Origin of the sequence: Shewanella sp. SM29 (genome assembly GCF_025654245.1) — a bacterium.
GTDB lineage: Bacteria > Pseudomonadota > Gammaproteobacteria > Enterobacterales > Shewanellaceae > Shewanella > Shewanella oncorhynchi.
The window spans coordinates 1-20,030 of record NZ_JAKKRN010000018.1 but is presented as its reverse complement, the minus strand read 5'-3'; the positions used below and the strand labels follow the sequence as shown (position 1 = coordinate 20,030).

Annotated in this window: 11 protein-coding genes; 8 read left to right on the top strand and 3 right to left on the bottom strand. The window is 46.1% G+C overall.

From position 1 onward, the window contains the following. The first annotated feature begins 175 nt into the window (after positions 1–175). Together L5L77_RS13540 and L5L77_RS13535 are read left to right on the top strand one after the other, a co-directional pair. Entirely contained in the window at positions 176–2,983 is a 2,808-nt protein-coding gene (locus tag L5L77_RS13540; RefSeq protein ID WP_263222922.1) for a M16 family metallopeptidase, read from the top strand. Between the two features lie 271 nt (positions 2,984–3,254). Beyond that, positions 3,255–3,701 (top strand): LysR family transcriptional regulator, encoded by a 447-nt coding sequence (locus tag L5L77_RS13535; protein ID WP_263222921.1) that lies wholly within the window; start codon positions 3,255–3,257, stop codon positions 3,699–3,701. A gap of 17 nt (positions 3,702–3,718) precedes the next feature. On the opposite strand, the gene L5L77_RS13530 is transcribed toward L5L77_RS13535, so the two are convergent. Continuing rightward, positions 3,719–6,436 (bottom strand): DEAD/DEAH box helicase, encoded by a 2,718-nt coding sequence (locus L5L77_RS13530; RefSeq protein ID WP_263222920.1) that lies wholly within the window; start codon positions 6,434–6,436, stop codon positions 3,719–3,721. A 372-nt stretch (positions 6,437–6,808) separates the two neighbouring features. Between L5L77_RS13530 and L5L77_RS13525 the strand changes: the two genes are divergently transcribed. Next, positions 6,809–8,179 carry a DUF4397 domain-containing protein gene (locus L5L77_RS13525; RefSeq protein WP_263209443.1) on the top strand — a complete coding sequence of 457 codons (1,371 nt, stop codon included), beginning with the start codon at positions 6,809–6,811 and terminating at the stop codon, positions 8,177–8,179. Between the two features lie 249 nt (positions 8,180–8,428). Then, entirely contained in the window at positions 8,429–9,550 is a 1,122-nt protein-coding gene (locus L5L77_RS13520; RefSeq protein WP_263181805.1) for a sterol desaturase family protein, read from the top strand. 175 nt (positions 9,551–9,725) lie between these two features. Here L5L77_RS13520 and L5L77_RS13515 read toward each other — a convergent pair whose 3' ends face one another. Continuing rightward, complete coding sequence (locus tag L5L77_RS13515; RefSeq protein WP_263222919.1) at positions 9,726–11,165, bottom strand: LysM peptidoglycan-binding domain-containing protein; 1,440 nt, start codon at positions 11,163–11,165, stop codon at positions 9,726–9,728. Between the two features lie 211 nt (positions 11,166–11,376). Between L5L77_RS13515 and L5L77_RS13510 the strand changes: the two genes are divergently transcribed. The 4 genes from L5L77_RS13510 (at position 11,377) to L5L77_RS13495 (ending at position 19,331) form a co-directional block, all read left to right on the top strand. Beyond that, the gene (locus L5L77_RS13510; protein ID WP_263222918.1) at positions 11,377–12,732 is read left to right on the top strand and encodes a leucine-rich repeat-containing protein kinase family protein; all 1,356 of its coding nucleotides are present in this window, start codon (positions 11,377–11,379) and stop codon (positions 12,730–12,732) included. A gap of 296 nt (positions 12,733–13,028) precedes the next feature. Beyond that, positions 13,029–14,243 (top strand): efflux RND transporter periplasmic adaptor subunit, encoded by a 1,215-nt coding sequence (locus L5L77_RS13505; RefSeq protein WP_317629709.1) that lies wholly within the window; start codon positions 13,029–13,031, stop codon positions 14,241–14,243. Continuing rightward, positions 14,243–17,314, top strand: coding sequence for an efflux RND transporter permease subunit (locus L5L77_RS13500; RefSeq protein ID WP_263222916.1), 3,072 nt, complete (start codon positions 14,243–14,245; stop codon positions 17,312–17,314). The genes L5L77_RS13505 and L5L77_RS13500 overlap by 1 nt, the downstream gene beginning before the upstream one ends. A 199-nt stretch (positions 17,315–17,513) precedes the next feature. Beyond that, positions 17,514–19,331, top strand: coding sequence for a sel1 repeat family protein (locus L5L77_RS13495; RefSeq protein ID WP_317629708.1), 1,818 nt, complete (start codon positions 17,514–17,516; stop codon positions 19,329–19,331). Between the two features lie 158 nt (positions 19,332–19,489). Here L5L77_RS13495 and L5L77_RS13490 read toward each other — a convergent pair. Then, the coding region (locus L5L77_RS13490) for a PPC domain-containing protein (protein WP_263222913.1) at positions 19,490–20,030 on the bottom strand (541 nt) is incomplete at its 5' end.

Genomic DNA, 20,030 nt, shown 5'->3' with positions numbered 1-20,030 from the left:
GCGATAAACTATTTTTAGTACGGCATAAGGTATTGATTTTGTGACTTAAAGTGCTTTAGGTACTATAGTGAAAGCTTATTTTATCTGAAACATAGGTGAGCGCTTCCTAGGTTTCTTGTTTGATTTTGGGGGCAAAGTGCGAATTTTAATGAACAATTTCAAGGTAATTAGTTTTGTGCGTCAGTGGTTACTACTGGCGCTTTTGAGTATGGCGTTGCCACTGCAGGCGAGTGAAGATCCGCTGTGGATGGGAACGACAGGCTTGCCTATGAGTGAGCGGGTCCATACTGGTGAACTTGCCAATGGTATGCGTTATTTATTGGTGAGCAATAAGACGCCGGAGCAGGCGGTCATAGTGCGGATGCGGGTGGATGTAGGCTCTTTGGTCGAGTCTGATACCGAGCAAGGATTAGTGCACTTTCTTGAGCACATGGCTTTTAATGGCTCGACCGGATTGGCGGCGGGGGAGATGATGCCGACATTGCAGCGCCTTGGCCTGAGTTTTGGCGCCGATACCAATGCTGTGACTGAGTTTCAGCAGACGGTCTATCAATTCAACTTGCCAAGTAATAGCCAAGATAAAATCGATACTGCTTTGTTTTTAATGAGAGAAATTGGCAGTAATCTATTACTCGACCCAGCGCTAATTGAACGTGAAAAAGCGGTGGTGTTGTCTGAGCTGCGTGAACGTAGCGGTGCGGATCTTGAGAATTACCGTAACCAATTACAGTTTTTAATGCCAAACACATTGCTGTCAAAGCGCTTCCCCGTGGGGGAGGCGAACAGTATCAGTAATGCCAATCGCGAGGCGTTGCTGTCTTTATATCAGCGTTTTTATACGCCCTCACGCACCACTTTAATTGTCGTGGGTGATATCGAGGTCGCCGCGGTAGAACAAAAGATAAAACAACAGTTTGCCAGTTGGAAAGCCGCGCCTTTGGCCGCTAAAACCAAGGAACAAGCTATTGGTACTGTCGCAGAGCGCCAAAGTGTCGATGCGGCGGCATTTTTTGATCCAAGTCTGTCAACGTCAGTTTCCCTTGGCATGCTAAAACCCATCTCAGCGATTACCGATAGCCCTGCTGTGCGGGAGCAGGAAATGTTGCTCGAGCTTGCCCACGGCATCTTGTATCGCCGTATGGAGTCGCAATTACTGCATAGCCAAGGTTTATATGGTGTAAACCTGCAGGTTGGACCGCAGTTTGATATTGCCTATGGCACACAAATGAGCCTAGGTACGCAGGAAAATAACTGGCAAGAGGGAATCGCACTCTTGGAGAAAACCCTGCGTCAAGCAAAAGAGTTTGGTTTTAGCCAGCAGGAAATTGACCAGCAAATCAAACGTATGCATAAGGGATATCAGCTAAGTGTCGCGGGGAGCAGTACTATTCACAGTGTGAATATTGCCGAGAGTCTAGTGTATTCGGTGGCGGGCAATCGCGTCCCTGTCGAACCTGATTGGCAGCTCGCATTTTTTGAAAAAATAATGCCAACAGTGACACCGCAAAAGCTAAGCCAAGTGTTTAATCAAACGTGGAACGCTACGCCGTATTTGTATCTGACCAGCAATAAGCCCATTGAAAATGCTGAAAAACAGCTTATCGCCAGCTACGAGAAAAGCCGTAAACAAGCGGTGAGCGCACCAGCAATCAAGGCGATTGATGAGTTTGCTTATACTCAGTTTGGTGAGCAAGGCAAGTTAGTGGCTGACAGTCGCGATAAGGAAACGGGGATTCGCCAACTGCAATTTGCCAATGGCGTGCGGCTTAATCTTAAGCCTACCAACTTTAACAAAGGCACCACATTGGTCAGCCTAAACATTGGCTTTGGTGAAGTGCCATTCCCTGAGTTGGATGGTTTGTCTTATCTGTTTAACAGTGCGTTTGTGCAGGGTGGGCTCAAGGCCCATGATTATGACAGTCTGCAGGATATTTTTGCTGGGCAAGATATTTCCATCAACTTAGGCCTGCGTGAGCAAAGTTTTGGCGGCGAGATTAGCACTAATGCCGCAGAGCTACGCACGCAGCTTGGCTTAATGACGGCTTATTTAATTGAGCCAGGTATGGATAAGCAGGCTGAGCAATTGTTTCGTGAACAAGTGATTGCCGAGCAACAAAGTATTCATAGCAACCCACAATCTGAGTTTTCTAATCAGTTTGCCCGTATCTCCCATAATGGTGATAAACGCTATGGTTATGGTGAGCCTGAAGAAATTCTCAAACGTCACTTTGGAGAATTAGCGCCGAGTTTCCATTCGGCCGTCGAGCAAGGGGCGATTGAACTCGCTATTGTGGGCGATTTTGACGAAGCGAGTGCCATTACTGCTGTGGCTGAAACGCTTGGCGCCATTAAGCGTAGCCCTATTGCTAATGCTCAGTCGATAGTACCTGTGTTTCCGAAAGTGCCCGTTCAGAAAACATTAACGCATTATGGTCAACTGGATATGGCGGCACTTGCCATGGTGTGGCCTACAACGGATATGACTCACTTGAGTCAACACGCGGGATTGGGTCTGCTGGAGCAAGTGCTAAGCATTCTATTAACGGAAAACGTGAGGGAGAAAGCGGGTGCGAGTTATTCGCCATCGGCCTTTTCTTACAACGATTTCAATGCCAGCGGTTATGGTTACTTAGGTTTGTTTAGCGTGACGACTCAAGCCATGTTGCCAACGGTTGCCGAGTATTTCACCGCCGCAGTTAAGCAAGTTAAAGCGCCTTTGGGGATCAGTGAGGACTTACTTAATCGAGCCCGCCAACCTGTGCTTGAGTGGATGCAAGCTGCGCCGCAAACCAATGGTTTTTGGTTAGATCTCACCTCAACTGCCCAGAGTCATCCCGGTCGTTTTGCTGCCTTTAAACAAAGGCAAGCGTTAGCGCAGCAGATGACAGTTGCAGAACTTAATAAATTGGCGCAGCAATATTTGCAAGACGATAGCAGTTTAATGATCCAAGTCCTTCCTGCACCGCCAGAACCTCAGCAATGAGTGTTGGGCTCATAGAATAGTAGACTGATCATTCACCGACATATCCCCTGTGGTCGCAAACCGCAGGGGATATTTTTCTACCTCTTTCTTTCCCTATCTTCTGTTACCAACTTTTCTTTCACGTTCGTGGTGTTATGCCCTCCCATAGGTCGTCAATGGAAATACCTGTTGTCGAAAATGCCACTCACAGATCTGCGCGAGTGAAACTAGGCTAGGCGCAACTTATGTGTGAGATGGCTAATGGGGTGAGGTATATGTTTCGATATCTATTGTGCAGTTTTTATTTACCGATCTTCCCCAGGTGTATTTGCACTGCGATCATCCCGCCTTACAGGAAGAGTGGAGCATAGACACTTTTCTTAAATATCCGCATATCAATATCTTGTGGGAAAAGAGCGAAACCTGGGCCTTGGATGATGTGCTTATTGAGCTTGGGTTAAGTCGCAATATTGTGCTGACCTTGGCCAGTTTTGAGCAGTCACTGTTTGTCGCGGCAGAGCCTCACCACAGCATGATGGCAATAGCGCCGCAATATTGTGAGCAATATGCCCGCCAATTACACCCTGACTTAGTCACTCGCCCGATCCCGATAAGTGGCGAATATCTTAATAAACTCGCCATTCCTTTTACCTTGATTTGGCATAAGAGAAACAGCCATAACCCCAAAATCACTTGGTTGCGAAGCAAGATAAAAGCGATTTATCAACAGCATGATTAAGGCTGTTATTTACTGCATTAACTTGTTTGGGTAATACCCAATTGCTGACAAATATGTTGGATACAAAGTTCTCGTTGTTGGCACCATAGCCCGTAGCTGACGGGGATCAGTTTAATGCCCGCGCGCTGTAAGAGTTTATACAGTTCAATATCGAAAAAGTCCGCCCAAGGTCCTGGGTAACCGATTAAATCTATTGCTAAATATTGGTTACCATAGCGACATAAAATATCCAGTTCTAGCCCCGCCATATGGTAGGCTCGCCAGACAGTTATGCCTTTTTCTTCAATCGCGAGTGCCACAGACTGGCCGAAGGTATCGAGGGAATCGACATAATTGTGTGCCGCTTGAAATTGACCCGCCGATGCTAAGTAAGTTGCCAGTAAATTATTGTTGGGGAGTTCATGCGCTTGTACCGATAAAAATAGCCACTGTATCTGTTTAGCGCGGGTGATGGCGACATTGAACATATCTTCGCGATTTAAATACACGGCGGCGCGGCTGTCGTTGGCCGTAATGCTAAACGACAGCAGCATAATATCGCGCTCTTCCCCTTGAAAACCAAAGGGCGTGGCAATCCGTAATTGGTGACGCTCGAGTTGTTGTGCGCTAAAGCGCGCAAGGATTTGCTGGGATAAATACTCCGTCTGATTGCGAAAACAGGAGAGTACACCAATGCTGGAAGGCACTAATACATTTTCTTGTTCATCAATCAGTTGAGCTAACTTTTGAATTAATGCCTCCGCTTCTATGGCGTTAATTCCCTTACTATCACGGCTGCCGGTAACGTGGACTCTGTGTAAGTGCCCTGAACTTGTGCAAGGTCTGTGCTGCATAATCTTCAGCATGCCTTGATAAAACTGCTGATTACTAAATTGGATCAGCTCAGGTTTACTCCGAAAATGCTCATTTAAAAATACCACTTGGGATTGGCTTGCGAGGGATTGTGACGCTAAGTCGAGCATACTGGCATCACGGTAGCTCATTAGGCCGCGGCAATCCTGCGCGAGTCCGAGTTGGGTCTGGATTTGAGTTTGTTTTGCGCGGGATAAAAACGAGAAATGTCGCAGTTGTTTGCTATCTCCCACCACCAGTGCCGCCTTTGCTCGCTGCAAGGCCGGTAAACATGCGGCAATATTGGCTTGAGTGGCTTCATCAATAATCACTAAGTCAAACATTTGCTGCTCCATGGGCAGCACTTTATGCAAGCTGGCAAGGCTAGATAACCAAATGGGAAAGGTTTGTTTTAAGGCATCAAAATCCGTCTTGTAGAAGCCGTCGAGTTGCTTAGCGGACTGGCGAGCGCGTAACGCACTGGCAAAACTCACCAGCGTACTGCGCTTATGTTTGAGTAATTGGTTTAATCGATAGTGAGTTGCCAATTGTAAGTATTTGAGGCTTAAGTCTTCTTTTTGCGCGATGAGGGCCGTTAATTTATCGAGTTCATTCCATTGCTGGGCAAACCTTTTGATACCTGCACGGTAAGCACAATTATAAAATCCTAAGCGCCAACGGGATTGTCCTTGTTGTAAGGTCGCCAGTTTTTGGCCGCGACGTATGGCATGGCGGCAATGACGTATAAAGCCCGCTTCCATCTTGACTTGCTGACGAGTCACAGTATTAAGTTGCTGTTTTGCATTGAGTAGCAACCTATCCGAGACGGCTTCATCAGATGCTGGGTGCTGACCATGGAGCATTTCATCAATCTGGTTTTTAAGGACTTTTATAAACTGCGGCGAGCCTGCTCGAATAAGGCTGCTCCCTAGCTGGAATTGTTGCTGTAACTTATCGGCAATCACATCAACAGCAACATCAGTGTGGGCGACGATGAGGACAGATTTACCCCTTAATACCTGCTCTGCTGCCACTGTGGCTATGGTGTAACTCTTACCTGTTCCTGGTGGGCCTGAGATCTGCCCCAAAGTATGATTGGCCGCAATCTTTAAGGCCTGAATTTGCGCGCGGCTTAACAGCCCAGGAAGATAAGCCTCTTGTGTGTCTTCACTGGCGCTGATTGATGTTGTTTGTTGTGTTTCTGCGAATAGCGCTTTAAGCGGTGCTGATGGTTCAGGCGCTGTCATTAGTTTGTCGAGTTCGTGCAAAATGCCCCGACTTGCGATCGAACGTTCTGCCAAAATGATTTGGCTTCGACTGACAAGAAACTGCCCACGTTTACGGCATAAGCTAGTAAATTCAGCCTCATCGATCAGCTTGGGAAAATGCAATAAATGACTGGTATCAACATCGGCTTGGCCTGCCCGCAGCCAAGATATCCAGCCACTGACATCCGTTGGATTATCGCGTAAATCTTGGCTTAGGCTATGTCCTTCAACGACTAATTTTTCTAATAGAGCTTCATTGATAGTGAATGGTCCGCTGCCAGCTAGAGTGTTATTACTCTCTAGGTAGAGATTATCGCCGTCAGCCTGTAATTGGCATTCGCGATAAAGGAGTGGTGTCACGACTTTACGTTTTTCGCCATTAAGGTCGACTGCGCCGCAGAAAAACAGACAGCAGTGCAATAATACCTTTTCACGTAAATACAAAGTGCTACGTGCTAGTAATGCACTGGCGGGAGCAAATGGCACAGGCAAGCGGGGTAGGAAGCCACTGCTTAACTCGTCTTCATGTTGGAGTAATAGCTGATCTTGCTCGGCAAGCTTGTGGCTTGACCAGAGATTGATTTCGGCACTATCGTGTTGAAAACATTGTTTGTAGTAGTTGAGAATCCCTTGCAAATCCTATCCATCCCAAAGGCTTAATTGGCGATGCGAGAGTAACCTAATCGCATTAGTCGAACAAGGTTTGTACCGTCTGAGGATAGTTTATCCATAGTCGCTTTAAGCCTAAAAGAGAGGTGTTCGATAGAACAGTCATTTTCCACTGGAGCAGAATTTTTGAGAGGCGAGCAAAAGTATCAGCAGCCGCATTTGTATCAATTAAGGGCCTGAAAAGTGTGGTTTGTATCACTTTTTAGTGTGTTATTGAAATGTTTGTTAAGTGTTTGAGTTTGTAAAATATTTGTTTTTGTTTTTAGTGGAAATTGCCATTGTTGTCATTGTATAACTGCGTAGATTGAACTGAATTTTTGTCTGCTAATGAGGGAAACAATGATAAAAAGTAAGCTAAAGGGATTCGCTGCGGTGGCTGTTGCCTGTTTAGCGGTAACGGCATGTGGCTCAGATGATAATAATGAAGAGGGCACAGATCAAAATGCCACCTATGTGCAATTCTATAATGCTTCAGCTGGAAGCACTGCTACTGCACTCAAAGTTGCCGATAAAACCTATGAAAGTGTGATCTATGGGGACACTATGCCGCGATTTACGTCGACGGCTGGCGTGACTGCGATTGAAGTGATGGCTAAGGATGCCTCTGATAAAGATATCTCTATTTATAAAGAAAATATCGATTTGAAAGTTGCAACGGACCATTTCTTTGTATTACATGGTGATTTTGCCGAACCTAAATTACTTAATATCAACTATTCTCGCACTGAACTCGATAAGCTCAACGAAGTGGCTGAAAACAGTAAAATGCAGCTCTTGATTGCCAATACTGCAGTTCATGCCCAAGCCTTTGACGCTTATGTTTCTAAGTCGACCCAAACCTTTGCCGATGCCGTGATGTTAGGCAGTGTGGCCTACGGTGAAGTGTCGCAGCCGCAAGTGATGGATACGGGTGAATATAAGGTTTACCTCGCACCAGCGGGAACAACCAATGTTTCTTATACAACTGCGAACATTAAATTCAGTTCTAAGGTGCCTTATAAGCTGATCATCCGTGAAGGTTTTGGTGCTTCGGATTCAAAAATCACCTTGGACAGTGTCGATTCAACCACCAATGTTCGCAATCATGTAGCATTAGAAGCGAGTGTCGATTATCGCGTCTTTAACGGTTTAGGTTCGCACATTATCGATGTGAAAGTGGCCAGCAGTAAGCAAGATACTCTGTTTAGCGAAGTGCCATCTTTTGGGGTGACTAGCTATCAAGGTGCTGAGTTTAATGATTTTGGTGTGAGTGTGTTCGACCACGGTACGCAAAATAAATTGCTCGATAATGTGCTTATCACCCTGAACCAAGATGAGATTAAAACCATCTTCATCTATGAGCAAACGACCGAGCAGGGCAGCCAAGTGAAGGCGATGGAGATGAAGCAAACTAAGACGCCAAGTCCCTATAGCTTTAAGTTCGACATTGTGAGTTTTGCCGATAAAAGCAATCTAACCGTGTATTTCTTAAAGGCAAATGACACGATTGAAACGGCTGTAAATAAGATCACCGCGGTCAATCCTGCGAGCCCTCAGTCAGTGACTGTGCCAGCTGGCGAATATTCTATTAAAGTTATCGCTGTGGAAAACGGTACTAAAACCGTTGTCTATGCATCCGATTTAATGGATTTCAGCAATGAAGACAATGTGACTATGGTGCTGAATAAAGATCCTTCTACTAGCTTTGGTTATAACTTGATTAAGATCTAACCGCTAAGGTGAGTGAACGGCTCTAATAAAACAGCGCTACTTAGGTAGCGCTTTTTTTGGGCTGTTTTTGTGTGCTCGTTTTAGTGGGCTTAGTAGATTGAGCATTATTGTCTTAGCATTCACTTTTTATTGATTGTGGCTGCGGGGTTAATGTAGGCTGATCGGCAAAAATTAAGCCGAGCATTGCTGTGGTGTGAATAAGCTGTGGTATGAATAACGCGAGCAATATAGGAAAAGGAGTTCACTGTGATGAATAAAGGATTTAAAGACGGTCATTTCCAAATTGGTGAAGGCAGTATTAGCGGTACTATAGCGTGTATGTTAGCGATATTATCGTTTCTGGGTGTATTGGCGTTTCATTTTCCCGAATATCTCACCACTCCAGAATTACGCCAAAGCTATAATGTCGATGTTATTCGCAGCTTAATATTTGTCGCCTTAGTGGTATCGGGCAGTTTAGGTTTATTGAATTTTATTCGAAATAAAAATAAGCGTTTCGGCTTTGTGGCTTGGGTATTTGTGAGCTTAGCGATTGCCTTTGGTGGTCATCAAGTTGAGGTCGAGCCTTTTGCTAATCATAAGGTCTCACTGGGTTTAGATTGGTTTATTTTAGACTTATTAGGCTCAACCTTAATTTTCATTTTTATCGAGAAATGGCTACCCCATAAACCAGAACAAGCAATATTGAGACCCGAGTGGCAAGGGGATTTAAACCATTTTTTGGTGAATCACTTAGCGATTGGATTTGTATTATTGGTGGCAAACCAATTTGTGCAGTCGACCTTTTCTTGGGCTATTTCCAGCACAGTGCAAAGCTTTATCGCGGGTCTTCCCTTTGTGTTGCAACTGTTGTTGATTTTATTGGTCGCCGATTTAATGCAATATGCGGCGCACCGTGCTTACCATGAGATCCCTTTCCTGTGGCGCTTCCATTCGGTGCACCATAGCGCGAAACATTTAGATTGGTTGGCTGGTTCAAGGCAACATATGTTTGAGTTGATTGCTACCCGTTGTTTAGTGCTCACGCCGATTTTTATCTTAGGATTCTCCAAAGACATCATCAGTATTTATGTGATTATCGTTGGCGTGCAGGCGGTCTTTAATCATGCCAATGTGCAGGTTAACTTTGGCTGGCTACGTTACTTAATTGTCAGTCCGCAATTCCACCATTGGCACCATGCTTCCGATAAGGCGGCAATCGACCGTAACTATGCTGCCCATTTTTCTTTTTTAGATTACCTATTTGGGACTGCAGTTCGAGGTCAGAAAGAGTGGCCAGAGCAATATGGTGTCGTGGGCGATTACATGCCTGTTGGCATGTTTAAGCAGCAATTGTATCCCCTTGGTTTAGCGAAGAAAGACACAAAATAATGGCGTGCAATTAGAATGGTTTGTTTTGGAATGATTGTCCGGGAGTATTGGTTAGGTCAACTGAGTAGTAACGCTGAGCTGTGGCGGTTAACTCTGATATTGGGATAGAAACAAGCCCAACACAGCGCTTTGGAACCGCGCTTTGTTGGGCTTTTTGCCGTTCAAACTACAATCGTTATTCGGAAATTTTCAGTTCTTGGCCTGGCTTAATAATGCTTTTGCCATTGAGCTGGTTCCACTTCATTAAGTCAGCCAGTTTAACCTTATTCTTACGGGCGATTTTATCCAGCGAATCGCCGGATTTTACCTTGTACGTGGCCGCTTTCGTTGCCGGTTTATCGGCCGATGTTGAGTCGGTGGCAGTGCTATTCGCCTTGCTTGATGGCTTACTGCTGGCTTTCTTATCGGCCTTCGCCTTAGTTTTAGTGGGTTCAGGCTCATTATCATTGCCCGCCATTGGCGTTAACAGTGTGAGCTCTTGGCCGATTTTTAGGCGGTCCGATGTCAGATTGTTGGCCTGTTTTAATGCTTTCACTGACATATCAAACTTGGCTGCGATTGTGCCTAGGCTATCACCAGATTTGACGATATAGCTTTGGCTGTCATAGCGTTTTTGAGCGTATAGCTTGTCTTGATTTTCCTGATAATGACCTATGTTTTCCAGCGGTAAGGCGATTTGATATTTGCCTTTGCTGGGGATTACACCTTGGCGAAAGCCTGGGTTATAGGTTTTAAATTCTGCTTTGCTGAGCCCTGCTGCATTAGCAATCTGGCCAATATCTACGCCATTAGGTGCTGGCACTCTTTCCAAGAAAGGGCGGTTAGCAATAGGGGGGACTTTTAAACCGTAGTGGTTGGGATTTCGAATAATCTGAATAAATGCCAGCCACTTAGGGACTGTTTGTACTCGCTTAGCGGGGATACCCAGTGACCAAAAGTCCGTAGGTTTGCCCTTGGCTTTGTTTTTATCAATGGCGGCTTTGATCACTAGCTCACCGGTATTGTAGGCGGCGACGGCGTTGATCCAGTCTTTGTCTAAGGTGTCGTATAGGTGCTGTAGATAGTCGAGCACTGCATCGGTTGAGGCCAGCGCATCTTTACGGCCATCGTAGGCAGAATTCACCGTTAAGCCAAAATTACGTCCAGTAGCAGGGATCATTTGCCACAGTCCTGCGGGGCCGTTAGCTTGTGCTAAAGGGTTATAGCCACTTTCGACTATGGGCAATAACGCCAATTCTAATGGCATGTTACGCGCTTCGAGCTGGCTGACTATGTAATATAAAAATGGCTCGGCGCGATCGCCAACCTGATTCATAAATTTTTGTTTATCATCGAAAAAGTTACGCTGTTTACGTAGTTCGGCATCATCATGGACGTCAATGGTATTGGCGTGTTGGATCTTTTCCCACACGTCGCTGTACTGCTCAACCACTGCGGGTGGCGTTTGATGCTGTTGTGGCGAGTGGTCGTTATCGTTACTGACATCACTTGCTGTGGCATTGAATTCAGTGGTTGATGGGCTTGCTGATGTTGTAGCGCAACCGCTCAGTAGGGCTATTAGCATGGCAAGCATAAGCACTGTAAAAGAGTGCGTTTGGCGAAAATGTGTCCGCATGATTGTCCTGTGATGAGTTGACTGGGCATTCCATATTGGTGCACATGCTAATCTGTTTTCGAGTTTCTGGATAGCTCCCCCAAGTTTTACCTATCGTATCAAAGTTGTCTTAAGGCCGATTGTGCCGCCCTTTGATTGCAGATCCTGCGTTTAGCTTTGTCGATTTATACGCTACCATAGCCGCGATTTTTTCATTAACTTGGGTAGCAAAGTGCAGACGTTAGCGCAGTTAAGGGCAGGGCAGTTACAAGGGATTACACGTTTACAATTGGTTGAGGATTTAACCGAGTTCCCGCGGGAGATTTTTGATTTAGCCGATACCCTCGAAATCCTCGATTTATCGAATAATCAACTGAGCACTTTGCCCGAGGATTTACACCGCTTATCGCATTTAAAGATAATTTTCGCCTCGAATAATCGCTTTGAACATTTGCCTGAGGCATTAGGGCGCTGCACAAATTTAGAGATGATTGGCTTTAGGGCCAATCAAATCAAAACAGTGACTGCTGCGGCATTACCGCTGCAAACCCGCTGGCTCATCCTAACCGATAACCTCATTGAGACATTGCCTGCGGCCATGGGCGATTTACATCGTCTGCAAAAATTAGCTTTAGCGGGTAACCGTTTAACAACCTTGCCCGAGTCGATGGCCAATTGCCGCAACTTAGAGTTAGTGCGTTTATCGGCCAATCAACTCCACGCACTGCCAGCTTGGTTACTCAGTTTGCCCAAACTGACTTGGCTCGCCTTTGCGGGAAATCCATTCAGCCATACCTTAGTCGATCCCCACGCCGATGTGGCCACAGTGGCGAATGTGACTCTGGGTGATATCAAGTTGGCTGAAAAGCTTGGCGAAGGGGCTTCTGGGGTCATTTATCGAGGCGATTGGTTGAATCAAGCCATGATAGCCGCGACGGGGGCGGCGCAGATTGCGGTAAAACTCTTTAAGGGTGAAGTGACGAGCGATGGTTATCCTGCTGACGAGTTAGATTGCTGTCTCACAACGGGTGATCATCCCTGCCTTATTAAGGTCGTGGCGCACATTAGCCAAAAAGATCAATTGGGTTTAGTGATGGAACTTATTCCACCAGGGTTTAGTAACTTAGGGTTACCACCAAGTCTTGTCACCTGCACTCGCGATACCTTTAAAGACGGTAGCGAATTTCGCCTTGATGAAGTCGCCAAAATCACACACCAGTTGGCCGATGCGATGGCGCACATGCATGCTAAACAAGTAAGCCATGGTGATGTCTACGCCCATAATATTATGGTTAATCAACAGATGAGCTTATTGTTTGGGGATTTTGGTGCGGCATCAAACTTACGCAATCTATCGACAGCAGAACGCTTAGCGATAGAAGCTATTGAAGTGCGGGCGCTCGGTTGCTTGATTGAAGATCTGTTGGCCTATGTGGATGCATCGGCCTATGTGAGTGCCTCGATTGGCCCTCTGTACTACACACAGTTGAGTGCGATTAAAGACGAGTGCATGCAGTTAGATGTGGCTCAGCGCCCCTGTTTTGCAGACGTGAAAAAGGCCATCGGAGCCCTATTAAAAGGTAAATAGTGGCTTGCTAATAGGCTGGCTCTACACTTGTTTCAAGTTTGCTGTATTTTATGGTTGTTTGTGTGATTTAAGTGCTCACTATTAAGTTTATCGTTAAGTTATTGTTTTGTTTGGTTGTGTAACCGAGTTTTTACTGGCACTGACTGGGATTAAGCCTATAGGCTGTATACCCAAATAACCTCAAATTGCTGAAACAGGCACTTTGGGGGGACTTGGTATTAGTTTTGGGTTCAATCCGGTTTGCTGTTGTCGGATAGGATGTCCGTTGAATAGTAAGAACGATAGGTTTGCATACTATGTTTACACGAACGCTGTTTATACAAAGAGTAACTGAACGAGCACGCAGTGCATGCGATATGTCATTAAAAAGCCATCCCCATCATCTCCCAAAGGCGCCCTTATTCGCGCCTTTGCCGTTTCTACTGGCGAGTGTTTTCGCTTTAGCCCCTATGGCCGTGATGTCGGCGGACAAGGTTGACATTATCCCTGTGACGGTCGAGGCCGTTAAAGAAACGTCCTTTGCCGATGTAGTGAATGAAGTCGGTAAAATCAACGCTATCGATTCAGCCACACTGAACTTTAATGCTAGCGAAAAAATTAGCGCGATTCATTTTAGTAACGGCGACAAAGTGACTAAAGGTCAAGTGATTGCCGAGCAGGACAACATTAAAGCCAAGGCTGATTTAGACAAAGCCAAGAGCACCTTAGCACTGGCTAAAACTAAGCTGGAGCGTATCGAAGACTTACTGATTAAAGAACCCTTTGCGCTTGCTAAGCAAGATGTGGATGAGCTACGGGAAAATGTGAATCTGGCCGATGCAGATTTTCGCCAGAAACAAGCCACCATGAACGATTACCTGATCAAGGCTCCCTTCGATGGTCAGTTGACCAGCTTTAGTCAGTCTATCGGCAGTCAAATTGGTGCTGGTACGGCCTTAGTCACCCTCTATAGTTTAAATCCGGTCGAAGTGCGTTATGCCATCAGTCAGAAGGATTTAGGCAAGGCGCAAAAGGGCCAAAAGGTGAATGTGACTGTTGAGGCCTATGGTAATAAGGTATTCAAAGGGTTAGTTAACTATGTTGCCCCAGCGGTAGATGAAAGCTCAGGACGGGTTGAAGTGCATGCCGCCCTTGAAAACCCTGAGTTTAAGCTTGCTCCTGGCATGTTCGCCAACATCAAGCAGTTCTATAGTCTAGGGATTAAACGTCTATTAGTGCCGCAAAATTCGATTATTGCCAATAACGATGAACGTTTTGTCTGGCTAGTGCAGGGCGATAGCGTAGTAAAACAAGTAGTTAAACTCGCTCAAAATACAAATGACGGTTATGCCGTCGTGACTGAAGGTTTAGCCGAAGGCGATTTAGTCGTTAAAACGGGTATGCAAAACCTCAAGTCCGATAGCAAGATCAAAGTCGTGCAGGATAGAAACACTGGAGATAAAGCGGCAACATCAAGCGCTGATAAAGGTGCTGATTCAGGCGCTACTCCAAATATTGAGGTGGCTGAATAATGCGTTTACCCGAAGTCTGTATTCGTCATCCTATCTTCGCCTCCGTACTCAGTATTATGGCTGTGTTACTGGGCTTGATTGCCTTTCAAAAACTCGATATCCAATACTTCCCTGAGCATACCACCCACTCGGCATCTGTGAATGCGTCGATTGCAGGGGCGAGCGCCGATTTTATGTCGAGCAACGTGGCCGATAAGTTGATTGCTGCGGCTTCGGGCATAGATAAAGTCGATACTATGTCGACCGACTGTAGCGAGGGGCGTTGCTCATTAACGATTAAATTCAATGATGACACCAGCGATATTGAATACACCAACTTAATGAACAAGTTGCGTAGCAGCGTCGAAGGGATTAACGATTTCCCCCAGAGCATGATAGATAAGCCCACAGTCACCGACGATACCTCGGCCACGGATTCGGCCAGTAATATCATCACCTTTGTGAACGCGGGTGGCATGGAAAAGCAGGCTATGTACGACTACATTAGCCAGCAGTTAGTACCGCAACTCAAACAAGTTCAAGGCGTTGGTGCCGTTTGGGGGCCATATGGTGGCTCACAAAAGGCGGTCAGAGTCTGGCTCAATCCTGAGCAAATGAAAGCGCTGAATATTAAAGCTGCCGATGTGGTGGGCACGTTAGGCTCTTACAATGCCAGTTTTACCTCGGGTGCGATCAAAGGTAAGTCGCGGGATTTCTCGATTAACCCTCTGAATCAAGTTGAAACGCTTGAAGACGTGAAGGATCTGGTGATTAAGGTCAGCGAGGGTAAGATCATCCGCGTGTCCGATGTCGCCGATGTGGTGATGGGCGAGGAAAGTCTGTCGCCGAGTATGTTGTCTATCGGTGGACATAGTGCAATGTCATTGCAGATTTTACCGCTGAGCAACGCTAACCCAGTGACAGTGGCTTCGAACATTAAAGCCGAAATTGCACGCATGCAAAAACATTTACCCCAAGGCTTAGAAATGAACTTGGCCTACAACCAAGCTGATTTTATTGAAGCCTCCATCGACGAAGGGTTTTCTGCGTTGATTGAAGCAGTGATCTTAGTTTCGCTGATTGTGGTGTTATTTTTGGGTAGCCTGCGGGCGGCATCGATCCCCATTATTACCATTCCCGTGTGCGTGATTGGGGTGTTTGCTGTGATGTCGGCGCTCGGATTTAGTATCAATGTGTTGACTATTCTGGCGATTATTTTGGCCATTGGCCTGGTGGTGGATGATGCCATTGTGGTGGTCGAGAACTGCTATCGCCATATTGAAAACGGTGAAACGCCTTTCAATGCGGCGATTAAAGGCTGTCAGGAGATCATTTTCCCTATCATTGCGATGACGTTAACGCTCGCCGCCGTGTATCTGCCGATCGGATTAATGTCGGGCTTAACCGCCGATCTGTTTCGGCAATTCTCCTTTACCTTAGCAGCGGCCGTGATGATCTCTGGCGTGGTGGCGTTAACTTTGTCGCCTATGATGAGCGCTTATCTTATCAATACCACTGAGCAACACCCTAAATGGTTTAGCCGAGTCGAGAATGCGCTGCAGCAGTTAAATCATTTGTATATCAATGAGCTGAATAAGTGGTTTGTCCGCAAGCGTTTGATGTTTGGCGCGGCTGTGGTTTTGGTGGGTCTTGCGGGTATTGCTTACTGGCAATTACCCAAAATACTCTTGCCTGCGGAGGACTCTGGCTTTATCGATGTGGCGTCTAATGGCCCTACCGGTGTCGGTCGGCAGTATCATCTCAATCACAATGCTGAGCTTAATGGTGTGATGGACGAGCATCCTGCGGTAGGGGCTAACTTGTCCTATATCGAGGGAGAGCCAGTGAACCATGTGCTACTCAAACCTTGGGGTGAGCGCAGTGAGGGTATAGATGATGTGATCAGCGATTTGATTACAACATCAAAGGAAAACGTTTCTGCCTATAACATGTCGTTTAGCATTCGCTCAGCGAATAATCTCAATATTGCCAATAATTTGCGTTTAGAGCTGACGACCTTAGATCGGAATAAGGACGAACTCAGCAAAACCGCCGCCAAAGTGCAAAAGTTACTCGAGGATTATCCTGGCCTGAATAACGTGGGTAACTCAGTGCTTAGGGATCAACTACGCTACGATCTGTCTATCGATCGCAACGCCATTATCCTCTCAGGTGTGAGTTATGGTGATGTCACTAATGCGCTTTCTACCTTCCTTGGCTCAGTGAAGGCGGCGGACTTACATGCTACCGATGGTTTTACTTATCCTATTCAAGTGCAAGTAAACTTAGACAAACTGAGTGATTTTAAAGTGTTGAATAAGCTGTATGTCACTTCAGAATCTGGGCAAGCACTGCCATTGTCGCAATTTGTGTCGATTAAACAGACCACGGCGGAATCTAACATTAAGACGTTTATGGGTCTTGATAGCGCTGAATTGACGGCAGATATTATGCCCGGCTATTCAACTGATGAAATCAAAACCTACTTAGATGAACAATTACCGACATTGCTTAATGATGCCCAAGGCTTTAAATACAATGGCGTGGTAAAGGATCTTATGGATTCGCAGGCGGGCACTCAGTCGCTATTCTTGCTGGCATTGGTGTTTATCTATTTGATTTTGGCTGCGCAGTTCGAAAGTTTTGTCGATCCCTTAATTATCTTACTGACAGTGCCCTTGTGTATTGTCGGTGCGTTATTGACCTTAGCCTTGTTTGGCCAGAGTGTGAATATCTATTCGCAGATTGGTTTATTAACCTTAGTGGGGCTAGTGACTAAGCACGGTATCTTGCTGGTGGAGTTTGCCAATAAGCAACAAGACCAAGGTTTGAGTGCGATTGAGGCGGCGCGAAGCAGTGCCAAATCTCGTTTAAGACCGATTCTAATGACGTCTTTAACCATGATTTTAAGTGCGATTCCTTTAGCCTTGGCATCGGGACCGGGCTCGTTAGGGTTAGCTAACATAGGTTTAGTCTTAGTCGGAGGTCTGTTAGCGGGCACTTTCTTCTCGTTATTTGTAGTGCCTGTGGCCTATGTCGCTATGGCTGAATTGAAGGCCAAGGATGTGCTTGCTAGACTGCGAAGTGCTTAAGTTGAGTTTTATGCGCTGGGTTTATCGCCCCTAGGCTGAGAGGCATGGGTTCAACTTGCCTGTAAATACGTTATGATTTAAGCCAACGGCTAAACGCGTTGGCTTAATTTTTTGTCGATAACTTAATGATCTTTGTTGTATTTAAGCGAGTGTTTAAGTGCGAGTGGATTTGCCTCATCAGCGACGGAGAGCTGGCATTATGAGTTTGTTACATTGCTTTCATAGGGCTTTTTTATATTTGGTTTGCTCGGCTGGATTGATGTTTGCCTCTCCCGTCATGGCCTCTTTTTGGGATTCTTTATTTCGTAGTGAGTTGCCCGTCGATCAAGTGACTGCACCTGTAGACAGTCCGCGTTTCGAGTTCGTCGGTGTATTACCTGCTAATACGCAATTAGAACTTGTCGGTTATTACGTTTCATCTGTTTGCACCCGAAAGGAAATCCGTTTTCCCAGTGGTGATATTGCTAATCCTTACCGCGCGACATTCGAAGAAACCTCAGTGCTGCGGCAAGTGATTAGCAGTGGTAGCAAAGCGAGTGAGTTTTCGCTGCCCTTAGCTTTAAATGGTGGCGGCGATTGTCAGTGGCGGCTTGAGGATTTAATGCTCGATGTGACAATACTGCCGAACCATCCGTTGTGGCAAAGGGCTAAAGCACTTAAACAACAATACCTTGCTAAGTTGCAGCGCACTTCTGTTGTGAATGCGGCACAAGTTGCTAGCCAAACGACGTTGCCGACTCAAGTGTCACCCCACGATGATTTTTATTTAAGTCATGAACTTAATATCGATCCTATTCATGCGGGTAGCGAGGCGGATAATTCGTTGCTTGCGACTACGCCTTTATCTTTAGCGCCAGTTTACTATCCAGTATTTATTCATTCTCCTAAGGAAGACAAACCCTTCGAGGCTAGGCTGAAAAGTAGTTTGCAGCAAATTTCTAGCCTATGGGCTAGTCCTTATACTCAAGCGATTCGCCGCGGTGATGAGGCTGTGATGCGGGTGAATTTTAATCCACAGATTGCCGAGCAGTATGAGGTCAATGTCTGGTATCAGCCTGATACGGTTGAAGTGAATTATCCCGATGGTACTCAATATACTTATGCTAACGGTGATGTGGAATTGTATGCCTATGGTAAACCTGAATCACAAATCAATACCTTAGCTCAGAGTGCAAAGGCTGCTGATAAACGATTGTTAGCACGTATCTATGAGCTTGGGCACGCCTTACCCAAGGATAAAATTAAGGCACAGAAATATTACCGTGAAGCCGCTGAAGCTGGCGATATTGAGGCGCTGCATTGGATGCGAGATCAAGCGGGTTACGCGGGGCGTGCCGATGAAAAGATCTATTGGCTGGAGCGCGCCGCGAGCTTTGGCGATAACGCGGCAAAGCTTGAGTTAATCCGTTTACCTTTATCGGTTATCGAGCGTGGCTTGGTTAATACAGGTGCGGATAAGGTCCGTGAAACGCAAGCATGGCAGCAGTTAAATCAGCTAGTTGACCAAGGGTTGCCTGAGGCAAGAAGTCTGATGGCGTTTTATCAAGTGTTATCTTGCTCGCCCTATTTTAATGCTACAACGGCATTGGAAAATTATCGCCAAAGCGTTAAAGCTCAACCTGATTTAGCGCGAGATGCTGCCGAAACCTATTACTACTTTAAAGAGGATTTTGAGCAGAGCGAAGAGTTTTGGAACATTGCCGCCGAGCGAGATCTTTACGCCGCCGCTGAACTTGCCAATATCCTGTTATTGGAACCCTATCGAGATACGGTTAACGCGCGATACTGGTTAGAAAAAGTGACAACCTTGGGTGCTAAACAAGGTTTGCAGGCGGATATTCTAGGCAATGCTTACTTTCAGTTCGCAACCTTATTAGATAAAGGCGAGGGTGGACCGGCCGATGCTAAAGCAGCGTTAACGCTTTATCAGCAGAGCATTGAAATGGCAGAGTGGTTTTCAAACGACTATGCAGTAAGGGCCAAGGAGAGAGTGCAAGTGCTCGAAGGGATGCGCTAATAACGTATTGTCGCTAAAGACTCTATGACGTCAGTGTCGCTTATTCAGCTTATCTTCAATAAAAATCCCTGCCGAAGCAGGGATTTTGTTATTTATTCAAATGCTTGATTTATGCGTAATGGCTAAAACTGCTTATTTAAGTAATGCGAGTCATCAAACTAGCGTAAATCAACCAGCAGTGCGACTCCTGAACTCTGGGGTTCACTTTGCACTGTGATGTAATACCACCCCACGTTTGGCGCATTGACTGTGATGCTTTCCCGCGTGTTGGCGGGTGTCACAGAGGCTGCATCGAAGTGTTGAGCATTCGCCCAAGTCGTCCCCGAAAACAGGCTAACATCACCACTGCCGTGGGCGGAGTTGATGCTTAGCTGATTCGTTCCCTCTGGTACCCAAAGGTAATAATCGTTGCGCCCATCGGCGGTGCAAATGGCTTTGCCAGCACTGAGCTCACCATAACTTAAAGGTGATTGCGTCGCGCAGGCGTTGGCAATGAGCACCGGATCGGGTGTGTTACTCGTGCCTGTGCTTAAGGTCAGTGTTACGCCGCTAAACTCAGTGGCAGTATCAATCGTGATATAACGCCAGCCACGATTGGCGCTGAAGCTAAGCGATTCTTGATTTCCTGCTTGAGCGCTCTTTGCATCGGCATTATCTGCGTCGGCCCACTGACTGGCATTGAAGTAAATATTGGCATCC